Raw genomic sequence first — 23,998 nt, forward strand, 5'->3', positions numbered from 1 at the left:
GATGGGCGACAACCGGATCGCCGTGGTGGTGGCCGATGACGACCCGGCCGTCCGTGAGGCGCTCGCCGACCTCATCGACTCCCACCCGGACCTGGAGCTGGTGGGCCTGGCCATCAACCATGAGCAGGCCGTGCGCGCGGCGGTGGACCACCGCCCCCAGGTCGTGATCATGGACGTGCACATGCCCCGGGGCGACGCCCCCGGCAGCGTCCGGGCCATCCGCGACCAGGTCCCCGAGGCCCGGGTGGTGGCGCTGTCCGCCCACGGCGAACGCGAGACCGTGCTGAACATGCTCGCCGTCGGGGCCAGCGGCTACCTGGTCAAGGGCACCCCCGCCGAGGAGATCCTCGAGGCGATCATCAGGGCCGCGCGCGATCAGTTCAGCATGTCCGCCGAGCTCCTCGCCGACTGCGCCGAACCGCTGCGCCGCGCCGAGCGCGCCTCCTGGCGGTTCGAGGACCTGGTCGGCAACCGCCTGGAGGACTCGTACCTGGAACTGCTGGGCCACGCACCCTGCGGAGTGCTCGTGGTCGGCCCCCGCGGCCGGATCGAGTACGCCAACGCCCACGTCCGGCAGATGTTCGGCTACGGCTCGGCCGAGCTGCGCGACAAGCGGCTGCGGGACCTCGTCCCCGAGCGCTACCGCACCGCCTCCGAGCAGCTGATCGGCCGGGTCTTCACCACACCGTCCGCGATGAGCGGCCGCCGCCGCGACGGCAGCGAGTTCCCCGCCCAGTTCAGCGGCGGCCATCTACAGGGCCGGCAGCCCCGCGGAGTGGTCTTCATCGCCGACCTCAGCCAGCTGCGGGCGGCCGAGAGCCGGTTCCGCCAGCTCATCGAGTCCTCCCCGGACGCGATGCTGATCGTGGACACCGGTGGCCGGATCCAGGCCGCCAACCACCGCACCGAGGCGCTCTTCGGCTACGACCGCGACCATCTGATCGGCCGGGCCGTGGAGGCGCTGCTGCCCGACCAGCCGCTCACCGTCTCGCTGCGCGAATGGGACGACAGCCTGGAGGAGCCGGTCGGCCACAGCATGGAGCTGGTCGGTCGGCGCAGCGACGCCAAGCAGTTCCCCGCCGACGTCAGCATCAGCCCGCTGCGCACGGAGGAGGGCCTGCTCACCGTCCTGACCATCCGCGACATCACCGAGGTGCAGCGCGCCCAGTTCGTCCTGGAGCGCAGCCTTGAGCTGCTGGAGGTCACCGACCGCGACCGCCAGGCGCTGCTCAGCCATCTGGTCCACGCCCAGGAGGCCGAGCGCGGCCGGATCGCCGCCGACATCCACGACGACACCATCCAGGTGATCACCGCCGCCAGCCTCCGCCTCCAGCAACTGCGCCGACGGCTGCGGGACCCGGACGAGCAGCGGGTGATGGACAAGCTGGACGAGACCCTGAAGCTCTCGCTCAGCCGGCTGCGCCAGCTGATCTTCGACCTGCGGCCGTCCAGCCTGGAGCACGGCTGTCTGGCCGGGGCGCTGCGCGGCCTGCTGGAGCAGATACGCACCGAGACCGGCGTCACCTACCGGCTGGAGGACCGGCTCACCGCCCACCCCCCGGCCGAGACGATGGCGCTGATCTACCGGACCGCCCAGGAGGCGCTGGTGAACGTGCGCAAGCACGCCCACGCCAAGACGGTCCATGTGCAGCTGCTCGGGCTCGACGACGGCTGCCTGGTGCGGATCGTCGACGACGGCGAGGGCTACAACCCGCTCGAGGTGGAATCCCGCCCCGGCCACCTCGGGCTCTCCCTGATCCAGGAGCGGGCCCAGATCGCGGGCGGCTGGTGCCGGATCGAGAGCGAACCCGGCTCCGGCACCACCGTGGAGTTCTGGGTACCGCTCGGCACTCCCCCGGACGCGCCGCTCGCCGCCCCCGACTCCCCCCACTCCCCCGAAGGGGACCCGCAGCCGTGACCGCACCTCCCGAACTGACGAAGGTGCTGATCGTCGAGGACCACCGGGTGGTGGCCGAGGGGCTGTGGGCCCTGCTGGCCGAGTACTCGGACCTGACGGTGGTCGGCTGGGCCGACTCGGTCGCCGAGACCGTGCCCATGGCCAAGGAGCTGAAGCCCGATGTGGCACTGGTCGACTTCCGGCTGCCGGACGGCACCGGGGCCGACGCGGCCGGTGGCATCCGGGCCCATGACCCGTCCGTCGCCATCGTGATCCTCAGCGCCGACGCCAGCGACTCCGCGCTGCTGGCCGCCGTGGAGGCGGGCGCCTGCGGCTATCTGCTGAAGTCGGCGAGCGGCGACGAGATCGCCTCCGCCATCCGCTCGGCCGCCGAGGGCGAGACCCTCATCCCGGCCAGCACGCTGGTGGAGGTGCTGGCACGGCACCGCGAGGACGCGCGGTCCACCGCGGAGCAGACCGAGCGCCTGGAGAGCCTGACCCCGCGCGAGCAGGAGATCCTCACGCTGATGAGCCACGGCCTGGACAACCGCGCCGTCGCGGAGCGGCTGAGCATCAGCTACGCCACCGTGCGCACCCATGTGCGCAGGATCCTGGAGAAGCTGGAGGCGCGCTCGCAGCTGGAGGCGGTCGCGAAGGCCGCCGAATTCGGCTTCAAGCCCGCGCAGCCGGAGGGGCCGGGGGAGTGAGGGACGGGCTGATCCGACTGGCCCGTGTCCACCTTCAGTACGGCGGTGGCCCCCTCTGGTGCGGGGGCCGTTTGCGTTGCGCCGCACGGGTTCCCCTGGATGAGCACGTCCGGATGGGGGGACCCAGCTGAGGCGGGGCGGCCAAAGGGCGAAGCGGCCCAGGGCGGGACCAGCTGAGGCTGGGCGACCGGGGCCGAATGGGGCAGAAAGTCCCCCTTCGGATGGAATCGCGGAGCTACCGGGACGGGTTCCCTCCTCATGCGAGTCCCTGGACGGATCCGATGCCCGCTGAGCCGCGGGCACACGATCGCCCTCCTGCTGACCGCCGCCTGTTACGCGGCGGTCCTCACGGCCGTCCTCACCGGCTCGCAGCTGGTCCGGTTCGACTGGCAGGTGGCCCTGTTCAAGCCGTACGAACAGTGGCCGCGGGTCCGGCCGGTGCTGGACGCCTTCGTCATCACGGGCCAGCGGGGCCCCACCGCCCTGGCCGCCCTGGCCTGGGCCGTCTGGCGCGGCGGCCGGACCCGGAGCCTCCGTCCGCCGCTGGTCCTGGGCGTGGCGCTGCTGCTGCTCAACGTGAGCGTCGGCGCCGTGAAGATCCTCACCGGGCGGCTGGGCCCGTACGACGCCCGGACCCCCGGATCCGCCGAGCTCTTCCACGGCGGCATGGTCTTCCCCTCCGGTCACACCGCGAACGCCGTCGTCGTCTGGGGCACCCTCGCCTATCTCGCCGGTCAGCACCGGCGGACGGGCGCGCTGGTCGCCTGCGTGATGGCCGTCGGCATCGGTCTGACCACCGTCTATCTGGGCACCCACTGGGTCAGTGACGTCCTGGGCGGATGGGCGGCGGGCGTCCTCGTCCTGCTGGCCCTCCCCCTCTTCGAACCGCTGATCGCGACCGTTTCCGCGTATGTCTCCGCCCGTGCGGCGGGGTACTCCATGGGCAGGTGAACCAAGTGGCGCTTCGCGTGCTGATCGCAGACGACCATGCGGTGGTCCGGCAGGGCCTGCGCATGATCCTTGGCCTCGACAACGACATCAAGGTGGTCGGCGAGACGACCAACGGCCGGGAAGCCGTGCGGCTGGCCCGGGAGCTGTGCCCCGACGTCGTCCTGATGGATCTGCTGATGCCGGTGATGGACGGCGTGTCCGCCACGGCGGAGATCCGCCAGGACCTCCCCGAGGTCGAGGTGGTGGCGCTGACCAGCTCCCTCGACGACGCCATGGTCATGGGCGCGGTCCGGGCGGGCGCCATCGGCTTCCTGCTGAAGAACGCCGAGGCCGACGACCTCCGCAACGCGGTGAAGGCCGCAGCCGCGGGCCAGATCCATGTCTCCCCCGCCGCGATCTCCCGGCTGATGGGCCAGGTCAGGGAGCCCAGCGGCCCGGAGCAGCTCACCGAGCGGGAGACCGAGGTGCTGACCATGCTCGCGCGCGGCAAGGCCAACAAGGAGATCGCCCACGATCTGCGGATCGGCCAGCAGACGGTGAAGACGTACGTGAGCCACATCCTGACCAAGCTCGGGGTGCACAGCCGGACCCAGGCGGCGGTCTACGCGGTGCAGTCCGGCCTGGTGCCCGCGGGTGAGCTCACCCCTCCGGAAGCAGTGGAGTCGACGACGAGGGAGCAGTGGTGGTCGGCGTGATCAGTACACGATGGACCCCGACCCGGCGGAGACGGAGCGCCACCGCGCTCGCCGAGGTCACCCAACACATCCTGGCGGGCGAGACCGCCGACGCCACGCTCCGGCTGATCGCCCGCCGGGTGCGGGAGCTCCTGGGCGCCGATATGGCCCGGGTGATGGTGCTGGAGCCGGGCGACGTCCTGACGATACGGGCCACCGACGGCGCCCCGTGGACCGCGCCGAGCGGACCGCTGACCCCCGGCGGCTCCTCCCCCGCCCGCCAGGCGATCCGGGCCGGCCGGCCCACGGTCACCGGGGACGAACGGCGGTCGCGCCGCCGCGGCCGGGACCCCCGGCGCGCGGTCCCGGCCTCGGTGCTGGACGTTCCGCTGCTGGTGCGCGGCCACCCCGTGGGGGTGATCGAGGTGGCGAACCGCGGCGGCGGGCGTCGGCTCAGCCACGCCGATGTGAGCACCGTCGGGATGTTCTCCACGGCCGCGGGCCACGCGGTCGCCCAGATCCGGCACCGGGAGCATCTGCGGCGGCTGGCATCGGCGGCGGCCGGACCGGGCACCAACGGTTCCGGGGGCTCGTCCTTGGGGTCTTCGGGGCTTACGGATCCTTCGGGGGCGCCGGGGGCTGCGGAGGCTGTGGGGCCTTCGGGGTTCGCCGGGGCCGCCGGCGCCGGCAGGGCTTCGGGGGCAGCTGGACCCTCCGGTTCTCCGTGGGGCTCGTCCGGCCCCTCGGTGCTCCCCCGTTCCTCCGGCCCCTGCGTACGCCGGACCCTGGACTCCCTGGCCGCGGGCGCGGTGGCCCGTACCGGCGCCGCGAGCTGCACGGTCTATCTGCTGGAGCCCGGCCCCTCGGCGAATCTGCGCCTGGTCGGCGGCGGCCACGGCCACACCCCGCCGTCGCGGAAACCGGCGCTGGAGGCGATCGGCGGGGCCGCGCCCGTCATCCACGGCGGCGGCCGTACCGGCGCGGACGGCGAGGGCCCGGCGCGGGGCGCGGTGGCCGCCTGGCCGCTGCTGCGCGAATCCACCGCGATCGGCGCGATGTGCTGCCACTTCCCGCCCGGCCGCGACCCCGGCGAGGCCGACATCACCCTCCTGGAAGTGATCGCGGGGCATGCGTCCTGCGCGGTGGAGAACGACCGGCAGCGGGCGGCCACCCAGGACAAGGCCGTCCATGAGGAGCGGCACCGCATCTCGCGCGAGCTCCATGACTCGGTCTCGCAGGCGCTCTACGGCATCGCGCTGGGCGCCCGTACGGCCCGCGAGATGCTGGAGCGCGACATCGACGGCGCGGAGCCGGTGGAGGGCCGGACCGGCACGGCGAGTCATGGGCGGACGCCGGGCCGGGCCGATCCGGTGGCGGGGCACGAGACCGCCGGGGAGGTCGTGGACCTCGCCGAGCTGACCGAACTCGCCGAGCCCATCGAGTACATACGGCGGCTCGCGGACGCCGCGATCGCCGAGACCCGGACCCTGCTGTGCCGACTGCGGCCCGAATCGCTGGAGACCGAGGGCCTGGTGGCCGCGCTCACCCAGCATGTCGAGGCGCTCCGGGCCCGGTACGGGATCGCCACCGAGGCGAAGCTGGACGCCGAACCGGAGACCACGCCGGAAGCCAAGCACGCCCTGTACCGGATCGCCCAGGAGTCGCTGCACAACGTCGCCAAGCATGCGCAGGCCCGGAACGTACGGCTCCATCTGCTCAACGAACCGGGTGCCATCACCTTGACGGTCGCCGACGACGGCGTGGGCTTCGACTGCAAGGGCTCCTTCCCCGGCCATCTCGGACTGCTCTCCATGCGGGAGCGGGCCCGTGAGGTGGGCGGCACGCTGAACGTGGACAGCCGCCCCGGGCAGGGAAGTCGCATCCGGGCCAGGATCCCGGCCGCGCCGGACTCCTGATCCGCCGCCACGTGACCCCTTGCCGACGACGTCCTGAAACCAGCCGCCGATGACACGCCCTCAGGCCCGATACTGACGACATATGAGACATTTCTGTCCATGCAGCCGACCGTGCGGGACCACGCGCTGGCGGACGGCCTCCGGGCCGGTCAAGCGGCGGTGGAAAAGGGCCTGTTGCGGGCCACCAAGAGCGATGTGCCGTTCATCAGCGGGGCCGCGCGGGAGCTGACGCGCACGGCCGGGCGACGGCTCCGGCCGCTGCTGGTGCTGCTGGCGGCGCGGTTCGGCGACCCCGGCGCGCCGGGCGTGGTGCCCGCCGCCGTGGTCGTCGAACTGACCCATCTGGCCATCCACTACCACGACGACGTCCGGGACGAGGCGGCCGTACGGCGCGATGCCCCGCGCCCGGACGCCAACTGGAACAACACGGTGGCGGTGCTCACCGGCGACTTCCTCTTCGCCCGCGCCTCGCACATCCTGGCCGATCTGGGGCCGGAGGCCGTACGGATCCAGGCCCAGGCGTTCCGGCGACAGGTCACCGGCCAGATCCTGGAGACGACCGGACCGCGCGACGGTCGCGACCCCGTCGAGCACCATCTGGATGTGCTGGCGAGCCGCACCGGCTCGCTGACCGCCGCCTCCGGACGGCTGGGCGCGCTGGCCTCAGGTGCGGACCCGAGCGTCGCGGACGCGCTCGCGCGGTACGGCGAACGGCTGGGCGTGGCGAGCCATCTCGCCGACGAGGCGACGACCCCCACCGCCCGCGGTCCCAGCCTGCCCGTCCTGCTGCTGGCGGGGGCCGCGGACCCCGCGGACCGGGAGCTGTACGAGCTGCTCACCGGGCCCGCCGAGCGGGCGGGGCACACTGAGGCGGTGGCGCGGCTGCGCACCCATCCTGCCCTGGACCGGGCCCGCGAGGAGACCGCCCGTCAGGCCGACGCGGCCCGCGCGGCCCTGTCGACGCTGCCCGGCTGCCCGGCGCGGGACGCCCTGGAGTCGCTGTGCGAGACGGTCCTCGCGCCTACGGCACCCAGTAGTTGTGGCTGACCACCAGCATCGACTGGAGCTGCACCCCCGCCGCGTAGGCGCGGGCCGGGTCGGGCGGGGCGGCGCACATCCGCGCCCACAGCGCGTCCAGCCAGCCCTGCGCCCCTTCGGCCCCTGTGTCGTCCTCGCCCTCGTCCACGCCCTCCGCCAGCGCGGCGACTGCGAAGGGCGCGAAGAAGGCGGGCGACCCCGGGTCCCCATAGGCCGTGCCATCGAGCCGGTATCCGCTCCGGATCCGCCCGGGATCACCGCCCGTCGCCGCCCTCGCCCAGCGGCTGAGTCCCCGCGCGGCCGCCCGGGTCCGTACGTCGCCGCTGGTCACCGCGTCGGCGCCGAGCCGCCAGGGGGTACGGCAGGCATTCCAGTGGTAGTCGCCGTCATGCGGGCTCTCCAGGACCTGACCCGGCGCGGGCCTCGGCTCACCCGACGTGGTGTCCACGACGAAGTCGGGGAGCAGCCCTGTGGCGGGGGCATGGCGGGTGCGCAGCTCCCCGGTCAGCGACAGATGCGCGTCCAGCACCTCGTCCCACCGCGGATCGCCGGTGGCCCGCCGGAACGCCCGGAAGTGGTCCGGCATCCAGTCCGACGTACGGGAGACCTCGTCATAGCGGCCCGAGGACCAGTCGCCGAGCGTGGTCAGCCGGGTGGTGGGGTGCACCTCGCACTCCATGACGGCGTCGATCCGCCGTACCGCGAGCGCCTCGTAGTCGTAGCCGTCGTGGCCGCCGTCGTCGTAGCCGTCGTGGCCGCGGTCGTGGTAGCCGTCGTGGCCGCCATCGTCGCCGCCCCACTGCCGGTCCGCGAGCAGCAGCCCGTACGCGATGTCGAGGTCGCCGTCGGTCGCCGAGTCCCGTCCCCCGACGTCCCGGCCCTCGGCGTCCTGCTGGGCGGCGTGCAGATCGGGGTGGTTCACGGAGGGGTGGGCCAGGACATGCCGGAGGATGCCGTCGAAGAGGGCGTGGGCATCGGGGTCGGCGCCCGCCATCAGCGCGGTGATCACCAGCCCGTAGCCCTGGGCCTCGGCCACGAAGGGGTACGCCGCGTCAGGGGTGAACACCGCGCACCGGCCCCGGCCGCCCGCCTCGTCGCCCGACCGCAGGAAGTACGCCTTCCACAGCTCGTAGTGGTCCAGGACCCGCCGGTCGGCCGCCGCCGGGTCGCCGTCGCGGCAGGGCCGGAGCGTGCCGGGGGCGTACGGGAGGGCATGCGCCCCGAAGGGGACGCGGGCCCCGGCACGTCCCGTCATCGGATCTGGCGCCGCCCGGACCTCCGCACCAGCCGCACCGCCCCGAGGACGATGTCCACCACCAGCACCACCACACCGATGATCAGCAGATAGCCCAGCCCGTGCACCACCCAGCCGATGAGGCCGAGCACGATGGCCACGATCACCAGGAACAGGAAGAGCGCCACCGCCGACACCTCTCCTCGATCGTCAAGCGTCCTCGGCCATCAACGGCGCGCGAGCTGCCGCCCGCCGCCCGGACCCGACTGGTACGTCTTCCCGTAGTGCTGGAAGATCGCCCCCTCCTGCTCCGCGGGCAGCACATCGTCCATGCCGAGCGAGGGTGCCTTCTTCACCAGCGACCGCGTATAGGAGACCCGCACATAGCCCGGCCCGACCACCGCGTCGTCCACGGGGACGAACACCAGTCGGTGGCGGGTGGGCAGTCCGGTGCGGACGGTGGCCATCGCGGGCTCGTCGGTGGACGTGGCCACGTAGATCGCCTCGAGCACCCCGATCTTGCGGCCCTGCTCATCGACGACATCCTGGTCGCGCCACTCACGGATATCGGCTGGCTGGATCATGACGTATCACCCTCTGACCTCTGCCCTTCCAGCCTGCCTCCGCTCACCGTGAGACGCCACGCCACCCGGCCACCAGGAGTAACCGAGTGTTCGAAACAGCATGAATTAATCAGGTGTGCCGGATTCCCGGAGGGGTACTCGGCGCGGCGAGGAGGTTGGTAATCATGGTCCCCCTACTTGTCGTTCTTCTTCTCGCCCTGCTGCTCTTCGGTGCCGGATTCGCCCTGAAGGCTCTGTGGTGGGTCGCGGTCATCGTGCTCGCCGTCTGGCTGATCGGCTTCATCGCCCGTCCGACGGTCGGTGGACGGCGAGGGCGGTGGTACCGCTGGTAGCCCGAAGCCGGCACAGATAAACCACAACGCGAGACCGAAGACCGAAGGGGCCCGGCCGGAGAAATCTCCGGCCGGGCCCCTTCGGTCATGTTCTGTTGTGATCAGCGGCGCGGCGGCAGTCCTCTGTCGCAGGGCCCTCTTACGGCCCTTTTGTACCCGGGTCTACTCCTCGGTGAGCATTCCGCGCCGCAGTCGGCCGAGCGCACGGCTGAGCAGCCGGGAGACATGCATCTGGGAGACGCCGAGCTCGGCGCCGATCTCGGACTGCGTCATCTCCTCGCCGAACCGCATCTGAAGGATGCGGCGGTCCCGCTCACCGAGCTGCTCCACCAGCGGCTTGAGCGCGTGCAGGTTCTCCACGGCCTCCATGGCCGGATCGACGTCGCCGAACCGGTCCGCGTACGTGGTCACGCGGGTGGCGCCACCCTCCTGGTCCGCGGGCGCGTCCAGCGAGGTGGTGAGATAGCCGTTGCTGGCCACCAGTCCGTCGACGACCTCGTCCTCGCTCAGCCGCAGGTGCTCCGCGAGCTCGGCCGTGGTGGGCGATCGGTCGAGCCGCTGGAACAGCTCCTCGTTCGCCTTGGCGAGGTCGATCCGCAACTCCTGGAGCCGGCGGGGGACATGCACCGCCCAGCTGGTGTCGCGGAAGAACCGCTTGATCTCGCCGACGATGTACGGAACGGCGAAGGTGGTGAACTCCACCTCGCGGCTCAGGTCGAACCGGTCGATCGCCTTGATCAGCCCTATGGTGCCGACCTGGACGATGTCCTCCATCTCCACCGAGCGGTTGTGGAACCGCCGGGCGGCGTACCGGACCAGCGACAGATTGAGCTCGATGAGGGTGTTCCGCACGTACTGGTACTCGTGCGTCCCCTCCTCCAGCTCCGTCAGCCGATCCAGGAACGTCTTGGTCAGCGCCCGTGCGTCCTTGGGCGCCACCTTTGCCGGATCGTCCACCGCGGGCAGATCGACGGGACCGGCGGTCTTGACTCCATCCACTGCAATGTCACTTACGCGAACGTCATGTGCCTGCTCAGCTTCCGCTGTTGTCAGCATCGACATCGTCGCGGGTGCCGTGTCGTTCACCGTCGCACTCCCTGTATCGGCTGCATGCATAGGCTGATTGGGGTCCCGTCTACCCACCCTCCATGCCCTCATGCCTCTTTTTTTCCTCGGCCCATCCCTTGGACAGACGGTGGGCCGATGAGCACCACCAGGCCCCCGACGAAGGCCAACGCCATGAGCACGGCCCCGAAGACGGTCGCCCCCGCCGTCAGCCCGACCGCGTCGCTGAGATATCCCGCCGTTACCGGCAATGCGCCCGCGGGCACATAGCCGCCGACGTTGAGCGCCGCGTTGGCCTCCGCCAGACGGCTCGGCGGAACACTGGAGTTGAGCAGCGACAACCCGCCGAGCTGCCCCATCCCCTGCCCCGCCCCGGCCAGTAGCGCGGCGGCGACGAGCAGCGGCACGGAGGAGGCGCGGACGGCGGCGATGAGCGCGCCCATGCCGATCGTCGTACTGACCGCACCGGCGAGGAGGATCGTCCGCCGGCCCAGCCGCTGAACCGCGAACTGCGCACCGGTCGCGGTGAGGAACATCACGAAGGCCATGGCCCCCGCGACCACGGGGCTGGTGGTGTCCAGCAACCCGGAGAGCAGTGACGGCCCGAGGGACAGTACGAAGGAGGTGGCGGTGATGCCGGGCGCGAAGACGGCGATCCCCATGAGGAGTTCCCCACCGCTCCCCCGGGGCACCCCGGGAATCCGCACCCAGGCGCGGCTGTCGGGCACGGACCGCGCGGACGCGGACCGCCCGGACACGGACCGCCCGGACACGGACCGCGCAGACACGGACCGCGCGGACGCGGACCGCCCGGACTGCGTGGGCACACCGGAGGAACCACCCAACGGCATCCGCACCACAACCAGGACCGCCGCCACCAGCAGCACCGCCTCCAGGGCGAACACCCCCTCGCCCAACACGCCCGCGAGCAACGGTCCCAGCCCAGCCCCGAACACCATCGCGCACGAGGCCAGCAGCGCCGCCAGCCGCCGCCGCCCCGGCCCGGCCACATCGGTCACCGCCGCCATCCCGGCGGAGACCACGGCGCCGACCGCGATCCCACTGAACAGCCGCGCCACGATCAGCGCGGCCACGCTCGACGCACTCGCGAAGATCGCGCACGCCGCCAGGGCGAGCCCGAGCGCGGGCAGCAGCACGGGCTTCCGCCCCACCCGGTCCGAGACCACGCCCGAGACCAGCAACGAACCGAGCAGCCCGATGATGTAGCAGGCGAAGATCACCGTCAGGGTGCCCTTCGAGAACCCGATCTCGCGCTGCCACCGCACATAGAGCGGCGTGGCCGCGTTCGAGAGGACGAACACCGCGGTCACCGGCCACGCTGCGGTCCACACCCACCGGGTGGCGACGCCGCCTCCGCCTCCCTCGGCCTCCCGCACACCCGGGACCGCCCCCGTCCGACTCCCCACCACGACAGCTCCTCCCGATGAACACTCAGTACGACTTGAGTCGAACTTAGCATGCAGTACGATTGGACTCGTACAGAGAGCCGCGCACCGAGGACCCACAGGACCCGCCCATGACCCCCCGGACAACCGAAATCGGACGCCCCGCCATCAAGGCGCTCCCCGAACCCCCGGACCTCCCGCCCCCGCTCCCGGAGCCGGCCGTGGAGGACATCCGCCTGGAGACCGTCCTGGCGGCGCTGAGCGATCCCCTCCGCCTCCGCATCGTGCGCAAACTCCTTCTCGAATCGGAGAGGTTCGATCACACCTGCGGCTGGTTCGGCCTCGACCGCCCCAAGTCCTCCCTCACCCACCACTTCAAGGCCCTCCGCGAGGCAGGCATCACCCGTCAGCGCCAGTACGGCCTGGAGCGCCGCAGCCATGTCCGCGTCGCCGACCTCAACGCCCGCTTCCCCGGCCTCCTGGACCTCGTGGCCGACTGGACCCCGCCGGAGCGGTGACGGCGGGCGTTAGTCAGGCGTTAGCGGATCGGCAGCGACCGTTAAGGGAACGCCAGCGGCGGCCGACACCATGGATGGTGCGTGAGCAGGAACCGCACAAACCGAAAGCCCATGGGGGTCGTCATGTCGCACCACATTCTCAACCGTCGTATCCGTAAGGCCGGTGCGGCCGCGCTGATCGCCGCCGCCTCTGCCGTCGCCCTCACCGCTTGCGGGAGCAATGACTCCTCGTCCGACGCCAAGGGGAGCTCCTCCTCCCACGCGTCGTCCTCCGCGAAGTCGTCGCAGTCGGACGCCTCGATCCACAGCCAGGCGGGCAACAAGAGCGGCAAGCAGGCTGCGACACTGGGCTCGGGCGCCGACAAGGCCCAGGCGACCTCCGAATGCCAGCCGGGCACGCTGCGGGGGACCCTGGACTCCGCCGGTACCTCCCAGGCGGAGATGAACCATCGGGGCACCTTCCTGAAGGTGACGAACACCGGCGACGAGACCTGCGTGATCAGCGGTTACGCCGGGCTCGCCCTGGAGGGCGCCGGCCACACCGCCATCAAGACCACCGCCCGCCACGGCAGCACCTACTTCGCCACCGACCCGGGCACCCACCCGATCACCCTCGCCCCCGGCAAGAGCGCCTGGGCCGACCTGGTGTGGACCACCACCGGCGCCGGGACCGCCCACGCGAAGTACCTTCAGATCTCCCCGACGGGCAGCAACTCCCACAGCACGGTCGCCTTCAACCACGACCTGGACAACAGCACCCTGTCCCTGACCGCCTGGTCCTCCAAGCCGCCCATCAACGGCTGAACCCCCGAGAACCCCCGAGAACTCCAGCCCGGACCGTGTCCGGGCTGGAGTTCTTTGGGATCCGGGAATCCGGGGGCCAGGGGCCCGGAGCTCCGGGGATCCGGGGATCAGCAACCGGGCCCGGTATCGGGGTTGGCGCCGGCGCCCGCACCACCGCGGTCGCCACCCCCTCGGGTAGGTGCCGACGCCGATGGGGTCGACCACCGTGTTGGTACCGGTGTCGATCACCGACGCACTGTTGCTCTTGCCGCCGCTGTTGGCGTTGACGTCCACGCGAGGTGTCCGCTGAAACGAAGAACCCCGACCCGGACACTGTCCGGGCCGGGGTTCCAATGGAGCCGCCTAAGGGAATCGAACCCTTGACCTACGCATTACGAGTGCGTCGCTCTGGCCGACTGAGCTAAGGCGGCATGCCGCGGAGCCAGATTGGCAGCAGCAGCGTCGCCAAGTCTACACAGTTTCGAGGGGTGCTCCGTACGGGGCCGGGTGGGGCCTGGGCAGGGGCGGGGCCGGTCAGTGACAGCGGGTGTGGGGGGCGGGTGGGCGGCCGGTGAGGAGGTAGGTGTTGATCGCGTTGTCGATGCAGCCGCTGCCGCGGCCGTAGGCCGTATGGCCGTCGCCGTCGTAGGTGAGGAGGGTGGCGGAGGAGAGCTGGGTGGCGAGGGCGCGGGCCCAGGGGTAGGGGGTGGCGGGGTCGCGGGTGGTGCCGACGACGACGATGGGTGCGGCGCCCCGGGCGTGCAGGGGATGGGCCGTGCCGGTCGGGCGGACGGGCCAGTAGGCGCAGTTCAGGGCCGCCCAGGCGAGGGCCTTGCCGAAGACGGGGGACGCCTTCCGGAAGTCGGGGACGGCCTTTTTGACCTCGGCGGGGGTGCGGAAGGCCGGTGGGAGGTCGAGGCAGTTGACGGCGGGGTTGGCGTACATGAGGTTGGCGTACGAGCCGTCGGCGTCGCGCTCGTAGTAGAGGTCGGCCAGGTTGAGCAGGCCGCCGCCGTGGCCGCCCATCGCGGAGCGGAGGGCGGTGCGCAACTGGGGCCAGGCGGTCTCGTCGTACATGGCGGAGATCACGCCGATCGTGGCGAGCGGCTCGCCCAGGGCGCGGGACTCGCCGGTGCGGACCGGGTGGGAGTCGAGGCGGGCGAAGAAGGCGCCGAGCCGGTCACGGGCGGTGGCCACGGAGCCGGTGCCCAGGGGGCAGCCGGTGCGGCGCACACAGTCCTTGGCGAAGGCGGTGAAGGCGGTTTCGAAACCCGCGGTCTGGTCGCGGTTGATGCGCCGGGAGGACAGCGTCGGGTCGAGCGCGCCGTCGAGGACGAGACGGCCCACGCGGCGGGGGTAGAGGTCGGCGTAGGTCGCGCCGAGGAAGGTGCCGTAGGAGGCGCCGACGTAATGCAGCTTCCGGTCGCCCAGGGCGGCGCGCAGCACATCCATGTCGCGGGCCGCCTCGACCGTCGAGACATGGCCGAGGATCCGGCCGGAGTGGGTCGCGCAGCCGCGGGCGAACTTCTTGTAGGCCGCGACGAGGCGGTCGGTCTCACCGCGGCCGTCCGGCGTCTGGTCGGTCTGGGTGAAGGTGTCCATCTGCTTGTCGCTCAGACAGGTGATGGGCTCGCTCTCGGCCACGCCGCGCGGGTCCATGGCCACCATGTCGTAGCGGGCGCGCACCCGGGCCGGATAGCCGACGGCCGCGAAGCTCTGTAGATACCCGACCGCGGAGCCGCCGGGGCCGCCGGGATTCACCAGGAGCGAGCCGAGGCGGCGGCCGGTGCCGGTGGCCTTCTTACGGGAGACCGCGAGCCTCAGATCCCGGCCGGTGCCGGGTTTCGCGTAGTCGAGCGGGGCCTTGAGCGTGGCGCATTCGAAGTCCGCGCCGCCGCACGGGCGCCAGTTCAGCGCCTGCTCGTAGTACGGCTTGAGCGCGGCGGGGACGGCCCGCTTCGACAGCGACGCGGCGCGCGGCGCGGAGGCGTCGGCCGAGCAGCCGGAGGACAGCAGAGCGGCGGCCGTAAGGGCGGCACCGAGGGTCCGGAGCGGGCGGCTGCTGTGGCGGGTGTGCATGGGCTGATCCCTCGGTTCGCGGTCGAGTCGCGGGATCGCGCCGGCCGGATCGCATGGATCACCCTGTACTGGTTCCTACGGGATGGCACCGGTTCGCCCCCTTACGGAGAGTATCCACCCGGACACGCTCCATGCGTCCAGCGACAAACCCGTACGGGTGACTCAGCCCGCCCGCAGCGCCATGGCCATCGCCTCGACCGCCAGCAGCGGCGCCACATTGCGGTCCAGCGCCTGACGGCAGGCCGTGATCGCCTCTATCCGGCGCAGCGTCCGCTCGGGCTTCGAACCCGACGCGATCCGCTCCAGCGCGTCCCGTACGTCGGTGTTGGCGAGCGCGACCTGGGAGCCGAGCTGGAGGGCCAGCACATCGCGGTAGAAGGAGGTCAGATCGGTGAGCGCGAGGTCGAGGCTGTCGCGCTGGGTGCGGGTGGCACGGCGCTTCTGGCGGTCCTGGAGGTCCTTCATGGCCCCCGCCGTGCCGCGCGGCAGCCGCCCGCCCGTACCGGCGGCGGCGCCCAGGGCGGCGCGCAGCTCCTCGGTCTCCTTGGCGTCGACCTCCTCCGCCACCTGCTTGGCGTCCTCGGCCGCCGCGTCGATCAGCTCCTGGGCCGCCTTGAGGCAGCCGCCCACGTCGTCGACGCGCAGCGGGAGCTTCAGGACGGCGGCGCGGCGGACGCGGGCCCGCTCGTCGGTGGCCAGACGGCGGGCGCGGCCGATATGGCCCTGGGTGGCGCGGGCGGCGGAGGCGGCGAGCTCGGGGTCGATGCCGTCGCGCCGGACGAGGATGTCCGCCACGGCGTCCACCGGGGGCGTACGGAGGGTGAGGAGACGGCAGCGGGAGCGGATCGTGGGCAGCACGTCCTCCAGCGAGGGCGCGCACAGCAGCCATACGGTGCGCGGCGCGGGCTCCTCGACGGCCTTGAGGAGCACATTGCCCGCGCCCTCGGTAAGGCGGTCGGCGTCCTCCATGACGATCACCTGCCACCGGCCTCCGGCGGGCGAGAGCTGGGCCCGGCGGACGAGCTCACGGGTCTCCTTGACGCCGATGGTGAGCATGTCCGTACGGACCACCTCCACATCGGCGTGGGTGCCGACCAGGGCGGTGTGACAGCCCTCGCAGAAACCGCAGCCGGGGGCGCCGCCGAGCGCCCGGTCCGGGCTGACGCACTGCAACGCGGCGGCGAAGGCGCGGGCGGCGGTGGCCCGGCCCGAGCCGGGCGGGCCGGTGAACAGCCAGGCGTGGGTCATCTTGGACGACGCCATGGGCTCCGCGACGGGGCCGTCGGCCGCCTCACCGGCCGCCGTGACCAGGGCGTCCGCGTCCCGCGCGGCAGCCGACAACTGGGCCGCCACTCGGTCCTGCCCGACCAGGTCGTCCCACACCGCCATGGCTGCCTCCGCCGCTCGTCCCTACGGCACCCCATTGTGGTCCACCCCACCGACAGCCCCGAACGCGCCGGTCGCCCGCGACGGCCCCGGCCGGACGGTGAGCGGCGCTCCGCCAGCGCCTCGATGTCTGCGTCCCGCGATCGGTTGGGCGCGGCCGTAGTCGGCGGCACCCGGCCGAACGGAGAGGGCGCCTCCGTCGACGCCACGGCGCAGTGGGCTGCCGTCGGCCGGACGCGGCTGTCGGCGGCGTCACCCGGTCCGTCAGCGGGCTTGTGTCAGCAGGCTTGTGTCAGCGCCCTACCGTCTGCCGAACGCGGCGTCGGCGGCGAAACCCGGCCGAACGGTCAGCGGGCCAGGGCCTGCGCGAGGCTCGCCACAGCGATCCGCCATCGGCGGCCTGCCGTCAGCCGAACCCGACGTCGGCGGCGAAACCCGGCCAAACGGTCGGGGGCCAGGGCCTGCGCGAGGCTCGCCACAGCGATCCGCCATCGGCGACCTGCCGTCAGCCGAACCCGGCATCGGCGGCGAAACCCGGCCGAACGGTCAGCGGGCCGTGGCCTGCGCGAGGCTCGCCACAGCGATCCGCCATCGGCGACCTGCCGTCAGCCGAACCCGGCATCGGCGGCGAAACCCGGCCGAACGGTCAGCGGGCCGTGGCCTGCGCGAGGCTCGCCACAGCGATCCGCCATCGGCGGCCTGCCGTCAGCCGAACCCGACGTCGGCGGCGAAACCCGGCCAAACGGTCAGGGGCCAGGGCCTACGCGAGGCTCGCCACAGCGATCCGCCATCGGCGACCTGCCGTCAGCCGAACCCGGCATCGGCGGCGAAACCCGGCCCGTCAGCGCCCGGCCCGCCAGCCGAACGCGGCCATCGGCGGCACCGAGCCGCACCATGAGCGGCCCGTACCGGCTCATCGGGCGCCGCCAGCCGCGGCGGCGCCCGGCCGAACCGTCAGCACCCGACCGTCAGCGGCGGCGGCCGTCCTCGTCGTCGTGGGGGCCGAGCAGTTCGTCGGCCAGGGACGGGAGGTCGTCCAACGGGGTCTCCTCAGCCCACTCGGGGCGGCGGCGCCGACGCGGCGGTTCCGCCTCGCCCTGCGCCTGACCCTGGTCATAGCCCTGGCCCTGCCCGTACTGCGGCAGCTCGCGCGTGCGCTCATTGCTGTCCCGGCCGTGCTCGTGGCCCTGGCCCTGGCCCTCGTCCGGGCGGAACAGCCACGGCGGGACCCGGTCCGCCGGGTCGGCAGAGCGCTCGTCCCTCACGGGCGGCAGGACGGCCGTCTCGTCGGCCGCGTTCGCGGGCGGCTCGGCGGGCGGCTGGGGCAGGACGGCCGTCTCCTCGGCGTCCGGGCCGCCCCTGCGCTCCGGGCCGTCCTGGGGCAGTACGGGCGGGAGCACAGCGGTCTCGTCGGCGTCCGGGCCGCTCTGGGGCGGTACGGGCGGCGCGGGAGGCACGGGCGGCAGCACCGCGGTATCGTCGGCCGCCGCAGGCCCGGTACCGGGACGGCCGGACTCGCCGCCGTACCCCGCCCGGGGGTCGAACCTCGGCGTCTGGACCGTCTCCGTCGTGTCCGGGTGCGGGTCGTCCGCGCCGGGACCCGCGGCGCCCCGGGCGCCACCGGTGCCGCGGGAGCCGTCCTCGTCCTCGGGCGGCGGGGCCGGGGCCTCGGTCTCCACGGTCGGCGCGTCCGCCCCGGAGGACGCCGCGTCGGCCGCCAGCCGTGCCTGCTCGGCCCGCAGCAGCGCCTCCTCGGCCTTGCGCTGCTCCTCCTGGCGGCGCGCCTCGGCCTCGGCCCGCCGCAGCGCGTCCGCCTCCGCCTGGAGGCGGCGCCGCTCCTCCTCGGCGGCGCGGGCGCGGTCCTCCGCCTCGATGCGCTTGCGGTCCTCCTCGGCCCTGCGGCGCGCGTCCTCGGCCCGCTGCCGGGCCGCCTCCGCCTGCCGCTCGGCCTCGCGCTGGCGGGCCTCCTCCAGCTCGCGCCGCTTGCGCTCCTCCTCCTCGGCGCGGGCCTTGGCGAGCGCCTCCTGGCGCTCGCGCTCCAGCCGCTCCTCCTCGGCCTTACGGGCGGCCTCTTCCTCGGCGCGCCGACGGGCCTCCTCCTCGGCGGCCTTACGGGCCTCCTCCTGGGCCTTCACCTCCGCCTCGGACAGCGGCAGCATCTGGTCCAGGCGGTGGCGCACCACGGAGGTGACCGCCTCCGGCAGCTGCCCGGCGTCGACGACGATGTAGCGGGCCGGGTCGGCGGCGGCGAGGGCGAGGAATCCGGCCCGTACGCGCTGGTGGAACTCGGCGGGCTCGGACTCGAGCCGGTCCGGGGCCTCGGTGAAGCGTTCGCGCGCGGTCTCCGGCGAGACGTCGAGCAGCACCGTCAGATGCGGCACCAGGCCGTTCGTCGCCCAGCGCGAGATGCGGGCGATCTCGGTCGCGGCCAGGTCGCGTCCCGCGCCCTGGTAGGCGACGGACGAGTCCATGTAGCGGTCGGAGATGACGACCGCGCCGCGCTCCAGCGCCGGGCGGACGACGGTGTCGACGTGCTCGGCGCGGTCCGCCGCGTACAGCAGCGCCTCGGCGCGGTGCGAGATCCCGGCGGACGAGACGTCGAGCAGGATCGAGCGCAGCCGCTTGCCGATCGCGGTGGCGCCCGGCTCACGGGTCACCACGACCTCGTGCCCCTTGGCCCTGATCCACTCGGCCAGCGCCTCCACCTGGGTGGACTTGCCCGAGCCGTCGCCGCCCTCGACGGCGATGAAGAAGCCGGTGGCGGCCGGGCCCTCGTCCGTGCCGCCCCCGCCGAGCAGCGCCTCGCGCAGATCGCGCCGCAGCGGCACGCCCTGCCGGTCGTCGGTCCGGCCGAGGACCAGCGCGGCGACGGGCAGCAGCAGCGCGCCCACCAGCATCAGGGTGAAGGCCGCGCCGCCGTGGGCGAAGACGAAGTCGCCGCTGCCGAGCCGGTGCGGTCCGATGACGGCGGCGAGCAGCGGCGCGGCGACCGCGCCGAGCCCGACGCCCACGCGGACGACGGCCTGCACATGCTCGGTCATCCGGGGCCGGCGGGTCTCCTCGGACTCCTGGTCCAGCAGGGAGTGGCCGGTGTGGGCGGCGACACCCGCCGACACACCCGCGATCAGGGCGATCAGCACGACGGTGGTGGTGTCGTGCACCAGGCCCACCGTGAGCAGCGCGAGCCCGGTCAGCGCGACCGACAGCGCCAGCAGCCGGCGCCGCGACAGCCCCGGGAGGACCTTGGGGGCCCAGCGGATGCCCATCGCCGGACCGCCGGTCAGGACGAGGACGAGCAGCGCGAAGCCGACCGGCCCGCCGCCGAGGTCCATGGCCTGTAGCGGGGCGACGCCCACGGCCGCGGCGATCGCGCCCGCCACCCCGGCGCAGGCGAGCACCAGCAGCGGAACCGCTCCGGTGCGGCCCTTGTCGGCACCGCTCCCGGAGGCGGCACGGGGGCGGCGCAGCCCCTCCAGGGGGGAGCGCGTGCGGCTGGTCTGCGCGCCGGGCAGTTCGATGAAGGTGAGGATCGAGATCGACGCGGCGAAGAGTCCGGCGCCGACGTACGAGCCGAGGGCGGCCTGGTGGGTGTGGAACCACTCCACGCCGGTGCCCAGCAGCCTGCCGATGAGGGTGACGACGAGCAGCACGGCGGCCGCGATCGGCAGCGTCAGGAAGTTCGTACGGAGCGAGAGCCGGCGCAGCGCGTCCAGATGGTCGGGCAGCGGCCGCACCGCGGCGCCCTCGGCGGGCGGCGCCGGGAGCAGCGAGGGGGCCGCGCCGTCCTTGGCGACGGTCCAGAAGCGCTCCACGACGCCGACGACGAAGGTGGTGATGAGCAGCCAGGCGACGGCGTCGGCCGGGGCCCAGTCGATCCACAGCGGCGCGATGAGGAGCAGCACCAGCCGCAGACCGTCCGCACCGACCATGGTCCAGCGGCGGTCCAGCGGCCCGGAGGGGCCGATCAGCGCGGCGAGCGGCCCGAGGAGCACCGCGCCGAACAGCACGGTCGCGAAGAGCCGTACGCCGAGCACCACCGCCACCGCGAAGGCCGCGCCGCGATAGCCGCCGCCGAAGGAGTCGGCAGCCACCGACGCCTGGAGCGTCAGCAGCACCAGGACCAGCACCGCGAGCACGTCCCCGGCACCGCCGACGAGTTGAGCGCTCCACAGCCGCCGCAGCGGCTGATAGCGCAGCAGGGCTCGTACGGCCCGCTCGCGGGAGTCCGCGGCAAGGGCACCGGAAGTGGCGGTCACGTCCGTTGGCTGCTCTCGCGTCATCCCGCCAGCCTATCCGGATCACATGAATCCACGGCCCCCCGGCCGAACAAACGGGCGGTGAGCCGTGGATGGCGTGCGGATTGCTCCGCCTTCCTCCGCTTTCCCGCCCGCCGCTCGGCCGGTTACTCGGCGTTGGCCGACGACCTCTCGGCCGCCGTCTTCTTGGCGGCGGTCTTCGCGGTCGTCTTCTTGGCGGCCGTCTTCTTCGCTGTCGTCTTCGTCGCCGCGGTCTTCTTGGCGGCCGTCTTCTTCGCCGCCGTCTTCTTGGCCGCGGTCTTCTTCGCCGCCGTCTTCTTGGCGGTCTTCTTGGCCGGGCCCTTGGCACGCTTCTCGGCGAGCAGCTCGAAGCCGCGCTCGGGCGTGATGGTCTCCACGTCGTCGTCGCGGCGCAGCGTCGCGTTGGTCTCGCCGTCCGTGACGTACGGACCGAAGCGGCCGTCCTTGACCACCACGGGCCGCTCGCTGACCGGATCGGTGCCCAGCTCCTTCAGCGGCGGCTTGGCCGCGGCCCGGCCCCGCTGCTTGGGCTGGGCGTAGATCGCCAGCGCCTGCTCGAGCGTGATGTTGAAGATCTGGTCCTCGGTCTCGAGCGACCGCGAGTCCGTGCCCTTCTTCAGGTACGGGCCGTAGCGGCCGTTCTGCGCGGTGATCTCCACGCCCTCGGCGTCGGTGCCGACCACACGCGGCAGCGACATCAGCTTGAGCGCGTCCGCCAGGGTCACCGTGTCCAGGGACATCGACTTCAGCAGGGAGGCCGTACGCGGCTTGATGGCGTTCTTACCGCTCTTGGGGGTGTCCTCGGGGAGCACCTCGGTGACGTACGGGCCGTAGCGGCCGTCCTTGGCGACGATCATGCGACCGGTCTCGGGGTCGGGACCCAGCTCGAACTCACCGCTCGGCTTGGCGAGCAGCTCCTCCGCGAGCTCCACGGTCAGCTCGTCCGGCGGCAGGTCGTCGGGGACGTCGGCGCGCTGGCCGGTGCCGCCCTCGACCTCCGACGGGCGCTCGACGTACGGCCCGTAGCGGCCGACGCGCAGCACGATGCCGTCGCCCACGGGGAAGGACGAGATCTCCCGGGCGTCGATCGCGCCCAGGTCGGTGACGAGCTCCTTGAGGCCGCCGAGGTGGTCGCCGTCGCCGTTCCCGGCCTCGGCGGCGCCGGCCTGGGCGCCCTCGCCGAAGTAGAAGCGCTTCAGCCACGGCACGGCCTCGGCCTCGCCGCGCGCGATGCGGTCGAGGTCGTCCTCCATCTTGGCGGTGAAGTCGTAGTCGACCAGCCGGCCGAAGTGCTTCTCCAGCAGGTTGACCACGGCGAAGCTCAGGAAGGAGGGTACGAGCGCGGTGCCCTTCTTGAAGACGTAGCCGCGGTCGAGGATGGTGCCCAGGATCGTGGCGTAGGTCGACGGGCGGCCGATCTCGCGCTCTTCCAACTCCTTGACCAGCGACGCCTCGGTGTAGCGGGCCGGGGGCTTGGTCGCGTGGCCGTCGGCGGTGATCTCCTCGGCGGTGAGCCGGTCGCCCTCGGCGACCTGCGGCAGCCGGCGCTCGCGGTCGTCGAGCTCGGCGTTCGGGTCGTCGGCGCCCTCCACATAGGCCTTCATGAAGCCGTGGAAGGTGATCGTCTTACCGGAGGCGGAGAACTCGGCGTCCCGGCCGTCGCTCGCCCGCCCGCCGATCTTGACGGTGACCGAGTTGCCGATCGCGTCCTTCATCTGGGAGGCGACGGTCCGCTTCCAGATCAGCTCATAGAGCCGGAACTGGTCGCCGGTGAGGCCGGTCTCCGCCGGGGTGCGGAAACGGTCTCCCGAGGGGCGGATGGCCTCGTGCGCCTCCTGGGCGTTCTTGACCTTGCCCGCGTAGGTGCGCGGCTTGTCGGGCAGGTAGTCGGCCCCGTACAGCTGGGTGACCTGCGCCCGGGCCGCCGCCACCGCCGTGTCCGACAGGACGGTGGAGTCCGTACGCATATAGGTGATGTAGCCGTTTTCGTACAGCTTCTGCGCGACCTGCATGGTGGCCTTGGCGCCGAAGCCCAGCTTGCGGCTGGCCTCCTGCTGCATGGTCGTCGTGCGGAACGGCGCGTACGGCGAGCGGCGGTACGGCTTGGACTCCACCGAGCGCACCGTGAAGGCGGTGTCGGCGAGGGCCGTGGCCAGCGAGCGGGCGCCCGCCTCGTCCAGGTGGAGGACGTTGAGGCCGTCCTTCAACTGCCCGAGCGAGGTGAAATCGCGCCCCTGGGCGACCCGGAGGCCGTCGACGGCCGTAAGGCGGGCACCGAAGGTGCCGGGGTCGCTGACGTCACCGGCCCGGCCGGTGGCAAAGGTGCCGGTGAGGTCCCAGTACTCGGCGGAGCGGAAGGCGATGCGGTCGCGCTCGCGCTCGACCACGAGACGGGTGGCGACGGACTGGACCCGGCCCGCGGACAGGCCGCGCATGACCTTCTTCCACAGGACCGGCGAGACCTCGTAGCCGTAGAGGCGGTCGAGGATGCGGCGGGTCTCCTGGGCGTCGACGAGGCGCTGGTTCAGCTCGCGCGGGTTGGCCACGGCGGCCCGGATGGCGTCCTTGGTGATCTCGTGGAAGACCATCCGGCGCACCGGGACCTTGGGCTTGAGGACCTCCTGGAGGTGCCAGGCGATGGCCTCGCCCTCGCGGTCCTCATCGGTGGCCAGGAAGAGCTCGTCGGAGTCGGCGAGCAGCTCCTTGAGCTTCTTGACCTGGCTCTTCTTATCAGCGTTGACCACATAGACGGGCTGGAAGTCGTGCTCGACGTCCACGCCGAGGCGCCGGACCTCGCCGGTGTACTTGTCGGGGACCTCGGCCGCACCGTTCGGCAGATCCCGGATGTGCCCGACGCTGGCCTCGACCACGTATCCCGGGCCGAGGTAGCCCTTGATCGTCTTCGCCTTGGCAGGCGACTCGACGATGACGAGTCGGCGGCCGCCCTGTGCGGTCTCGCTGGTGGTCGGGGACAACTTGGCTCTTCTCTCCGGTCGACTCTCGGTGAACGGGCAGTGCCGTGCGGGTAACGCTCACGGCCTCCCTGTGCGGTGACGCTGCGGAGTGTGACGGTACATCCCGCCCCCGTGTCAAACGGAAAAAGCCCGCAACGCCACTCGAACGGTAACCCGACAACCGTCCTGTCTGCCGC

18 protein-coding genes, 1 tRNA gene and 1 pseudogene are annotated in these 23,998 nt (G+C 72.6%); 9 read left to right on the forward strand and 11 right to left on the reverse strand.

Translation table 11 applies throughout. From position 1 onward, the window contains the following. The first annotated feature begins 1 nt into the window (after position 1). The 6 genes from ABD329_RS04695 to ABD329_RS04720 all read left to right on the forward strand — a co-directional run bounded on the left by ABD329_RS04695 (position 2) and on the right by ABD329_RS04720 (position 7,192). Complete coding sequence (locus tag ABD329_RS04695) at positions 2-1,918, forward strand: PAS domain S-box protein (RefSeq protein WP_344315989.1); 1,917 nt, start codon at positions 2-4, stop codon at positions 1,916-1,918. Continuing rightward, on the forward strand, positions 1,915-2,604 hold the full coding sequence (locus ABD329_RS04700; protein ID WP_198281999.1) for a response regulator: 690 nt from the start codon (positions 1,915-1,917) through the stop codon (positions 2,602-2,604). Before ABD329_RS04695 ends, ABD329_RS04700 begins: the two co-directional genes overlap by 4 nt. Positions 2,605-2,862: 258 nt before the next feature. Next, positions 2,863-3,555, forward strand: a complete 693-nt coding sequence (locus ABD329_RS04705; protein WP_198281998.1) for a phosphatase PAP2 family protein — start codon at positions 2,863-2,865, stop codon at positions 3,553-3,555. Positions 3,556-3,560: 5 nt separating this feature from the next. Then, complete coding sequence (locus tag ABD329_RS04710) at positions 3,561-4,250, forward strand: response regulator (RefSeq protein ID WP_037955385.1); 690 nt, start codon at positions 3,561-3,563, stop codon at positions 4,248-4,250. Then, entirely contained in the window at positions 4,247-6,145 is a 1,899-nt protein-coding gene (locus ABD329_RS04715) for a sensor histidine kinase (protein WP_344315990.1), read from the forward strand. Before ABD329_RS04710 ends, ABD329_RS04715 begins: the two co-directional genes overlap by 4 nt. A gap of 99 nt (positions 6,146-6,244) precedes the next feature. Then, positions 6,245-7,192 carry a polyprenyl synthetase family protein gene (locus tag ABD329_RS04720; protein WP_344315991.1) on the forward strand — a complete coding sequence of 316 codons (948 nt, stop codon included), beginning with the start codon at positions 6,245-6,247 and terminating at the stop codon, positions 7,190-7,192. Here ABD329_RS04720 and ABD329_RS04725 read toward each other — a convergent pair. From ABD329_RS04725 to ABD329_RS04735, 3 genes are read right to left on the reverse strand one after another with little or no spacing between them, the layout of a single operon-like run. Then, a complete protein-coding gene (locus ABD329_RS04725) occupies positions 7,167-8,438 on the reverse strand; it encodes a glycosyl hydrolase family 8 (protein WP_344315992.1) in 1,272 nt (423 codons plus the stop codon). The two genes, ABD329_RS04720 and ABD329_RS04725, sit on opposite strands and share 26 nt — an antisense overlap. Continuing rightward, on the reverse strand, positions 8,435-8,605 hold the full coding sequence (locus tag ABD329_RS04730) for a hypothetical protein (protein ID WP_344315993.1): 171 nt from the start codon (positions 8,603-8,605) through the stop codon (positions 8,435-8,437). The genes ABD329_RS04725 and ABD329_RS04730 overlap by 4 nt, the downstream gene beginning before the upstream one ends. 39 nt (positions 8,606-8,644) lie before the next feature. Next, positions 8,645-9,001: a PRC-barrel domain-containing protein gene (locus ABD329_RS04735; RefSeq protein WP_344315994.1), complete on the reverse strand. Its 357-nt coding sequence runs from the start codon at positions 8,999-9,001 to the stop codon at positions 8,645-8,647. A 164-nt stretch (positions 9,002-9,165) separates the two neighbouring features. On the opposite strand from ABD329_RS04735, the gene ABD329_RS04740 reads away from it, so the two are divergent. Beyond that, on the forward strand, positions 9,166-9,333 hold the full coding sequence (locus ABD329_RS04740; protein WP_344315995.1) for a hydrophobic protein: 168 nt from the start codon (positions 9,166-9,168) through the stop codon (positions 9,331-9,333). 162 nt (positions 9,334-9,495) lie between these two features. On the opposite strand, the gene ABD329_RS04745 is transcribed toward ABD329_RS04740, so the two are convergent. Together ABD329_RS04745 and ABD329_RS04750 are read right to left on the reverse strand one after the other, a co-directional pair. Continuing rightward, positions 9,496-10,389, reverse strand: a complete 894-nt coding sequence (locus ABD329_RS04745; protein WP_344316025.1) for an RNA polymerase sigma factor SigF — start codon at positions 10,387-10,389, stop codon at positions 9,496-9,498. A 98-nt stretch (positions 10,390-10,487) separates the two neighbouring features. Beyond that, positions 10,488-11,828: an MFS transporter gene (locus ABD329_RS04750; protein WP_425574282.1), complete on the reverse strand. Its 1,341-nt coding sequence runs from the start codon at positions 11,826-11,828 to the stop codon at positions 10,488-10,490. A gap of 107 nt (positions 11,829-11,935) precedes the next feature. Here ABD329_RS04750 and ABD329_RS04755 point away from each other — a divergent pair, with 107 nt between their 5' ends. Both ABD329_RS04755 and ABD329_RS04760 read left to right on the forward strand, forming a co-directional pair. Beyond that, the gene (locus ABD329_RS04755) at positions 11,936-12,322 is read left to right on the forward strand and encodes an ArsR/SmtB family transcription factor (RefSeq protein WP_344315996.1); all 387 of its coding nucleotides are present in this window, start codon (positions 11,936-11,938) and stop codon (positions 12,320-12,322) included. Between the two features lie 123 nt (positions 12,323-12,445). After that, entirely contained in the window at positions 12,446-13,126 is a 681-nt protein-coding gene (locus tag ABD329_RS04760) for a DUF4232 domain-containing protein (RefSeq protein ID WP_198282345.1), read from the forward strand. A 177-nt stretch (positions 13,127-13,303) separates the two neighbouring features. On the opposite strand, the pseudogene ABD329_RS48160 reads toward ABD329_RS04760, so the two are convergent. The 6 genes and pseudogenes from ABD329_RS48160 to topA form a co-directional block, all read right to left on the reverse strand. After that, a pseudogene (locus ABD329_RS48160) lies at positions 13,304-13,399 on the reverse strand (hypothetical protein); the annotation flags it as partial. Positions 13,400-13,459: 60 nt separating this feature from the next. Further along, positions 13,460-13,536: transfer RNA gene (locus tag ABD329_RS04765), tRNA-Thr, on the reverse strand. Between the two features lie 103 nt (positions 13,537-13,639). Further along, positions 13,640-15,184: an alpha/beta hydrolase gene (locus ABD329_RS04770; RefSeq protein ID WP_344315997.1), complete on the reverse strand. Its 1,545-nt coding sequence runs from the start codon at positions 15,182-15,184 to the stop codon at positions 13,640-13,642. A 162-nt stretch (positions 15,185-15,346) separates the two neighbouring features. Further along, positions 15,347-16,573, reverse strand: a complete 1,227-nt coding sequence (locus tag ABD329_RS04775) for a DNA polymerase III subunit delta' (RefSeq protein ID WP_198279505.1) — start codon at positions 16,571-16,573, stop codon at positions 15,347-15,349. A 965-nt stretch (positions 16,574-17,538) separates the two neighbouring features. Further along, positions 17,539-20,850, reverse strand: coding sequence for a dTMP kinase (gene tmk, locus ABD329_RS04780; RefSeq protein WP_198279504.1), 3,312 nt, complete (start codon positions 20,848-20,850; stop codon positions 17,539-17,541). A 122-nt stretch (positions 20,851-20,972) separates the two neighbouring features. After that, on the reverse strand, positions 20,973-23,822 hold the full coding sequence (gene topA, locus ABD329_RS04785; RefSeq protein WP_198279503.1) for a type I DNA topoisomerase: 2,850 nt from the start codon (positions 23,820-23,822) through the stop codon (positions 20,973-20,975). Positions 23,823-23,998 lie beyond the last annotated feature (176 nt).

Origin of the sequence: Streptomyces javensis (genome assembly GCF_039525925.1) — a bacterium.
Lineage (GTDB): Bacteria > Actinomycetota > Actinomycetes > Streptomycetales > Streptomycetaceae > Streptomyces > Streptomyces asiaticus.

Bases quoted from the DNA above. Each gene is read 5' to 3' on its own strand.
- ABD329_RS04725 (WP_344315992.1), bottom strand. From the start codon at position 8,438: ATGACGGGACGTGCCGGGGCCCGCGTCCCCTTCGGGGCGCATGCCCTC.
- ABD329_RS04705 (WP_198281998.1), top strand. From the start codon at position 2,863: ATGCGAGTCCCTGGACGGATCCGATGCCCGCTGAGCCGCGGGCACACG.
- ABD329_RS04770 (WP_344315997.1), bottom strand. From the start codon at position 15,184: ATGCACACCCGCCACAGCAGCCGCCCGCTCCGGACCCTCGGTGCCGCC.
- ABD329_RS04720 (WP_344315991.1), top strand. From the start codon at position 6,245: ATGCAGCCGACCGTGCGGGACCACGCGCTGGCGGACGGCCTCCGGGCC.
- ABD329_RS04760 (WP_198282345.1), top strand. From the start codon at position 12,446: ATGTCGCACCACATTCTCAACCGTCGTATCCGTAAGGCCGGTGCGGCC.
- tmk (WP_198279504.1), bottom strand. From the start codon at position 20,850: ATGACGCGAGAGCAGCCAACGGACGTGACCGCCACTTCCGGTGCCCTT.
- ABD329_RS04740 (WP_344315995.1), top strand. From the start codon at position 9,166: ATGGTCCCCCTACTTGTCGTTCTTCTTCTCGCCCTGCTGCTCTTCGGT.
- ABD329_RS04755 (WP_344315996.1), top strand. From the start codon at position 11,936: ATGACCCCCCGGACAACCGAAATCGGACGCCCCGCCATCAAGGCGCTC.
- ABD329_RS04695 (WP_344315989.1), top strand. From the start codon at position 2: ATGGGCGACAACCGGATCGCCGTGGTGGTGGCCGATGACGACCCGGCC.
- ABD329_RS04735 (WP_344315994.1), bottom strand. From the start codon at position 9,001: ATGATCCAGCCAGCCGATATCCGTGAGTGGCGCGACCAGGATGTCGTC.
- ABD329_RS04745 (WP_344316025.1), bottom strand. From the start codon at position 10,389: ATGCTGACAACAGCGGAAGCTGAGCAGGCACATGACGTTCGCGTAAGT.
- ABD329_RS04775 (WP_198279505.1), bottom strand. From the start codon at position 16,573: ATGGCGGTGTGGGACGACCTGGTCGGGCAGGACCGAGTGGCGGCCCAG.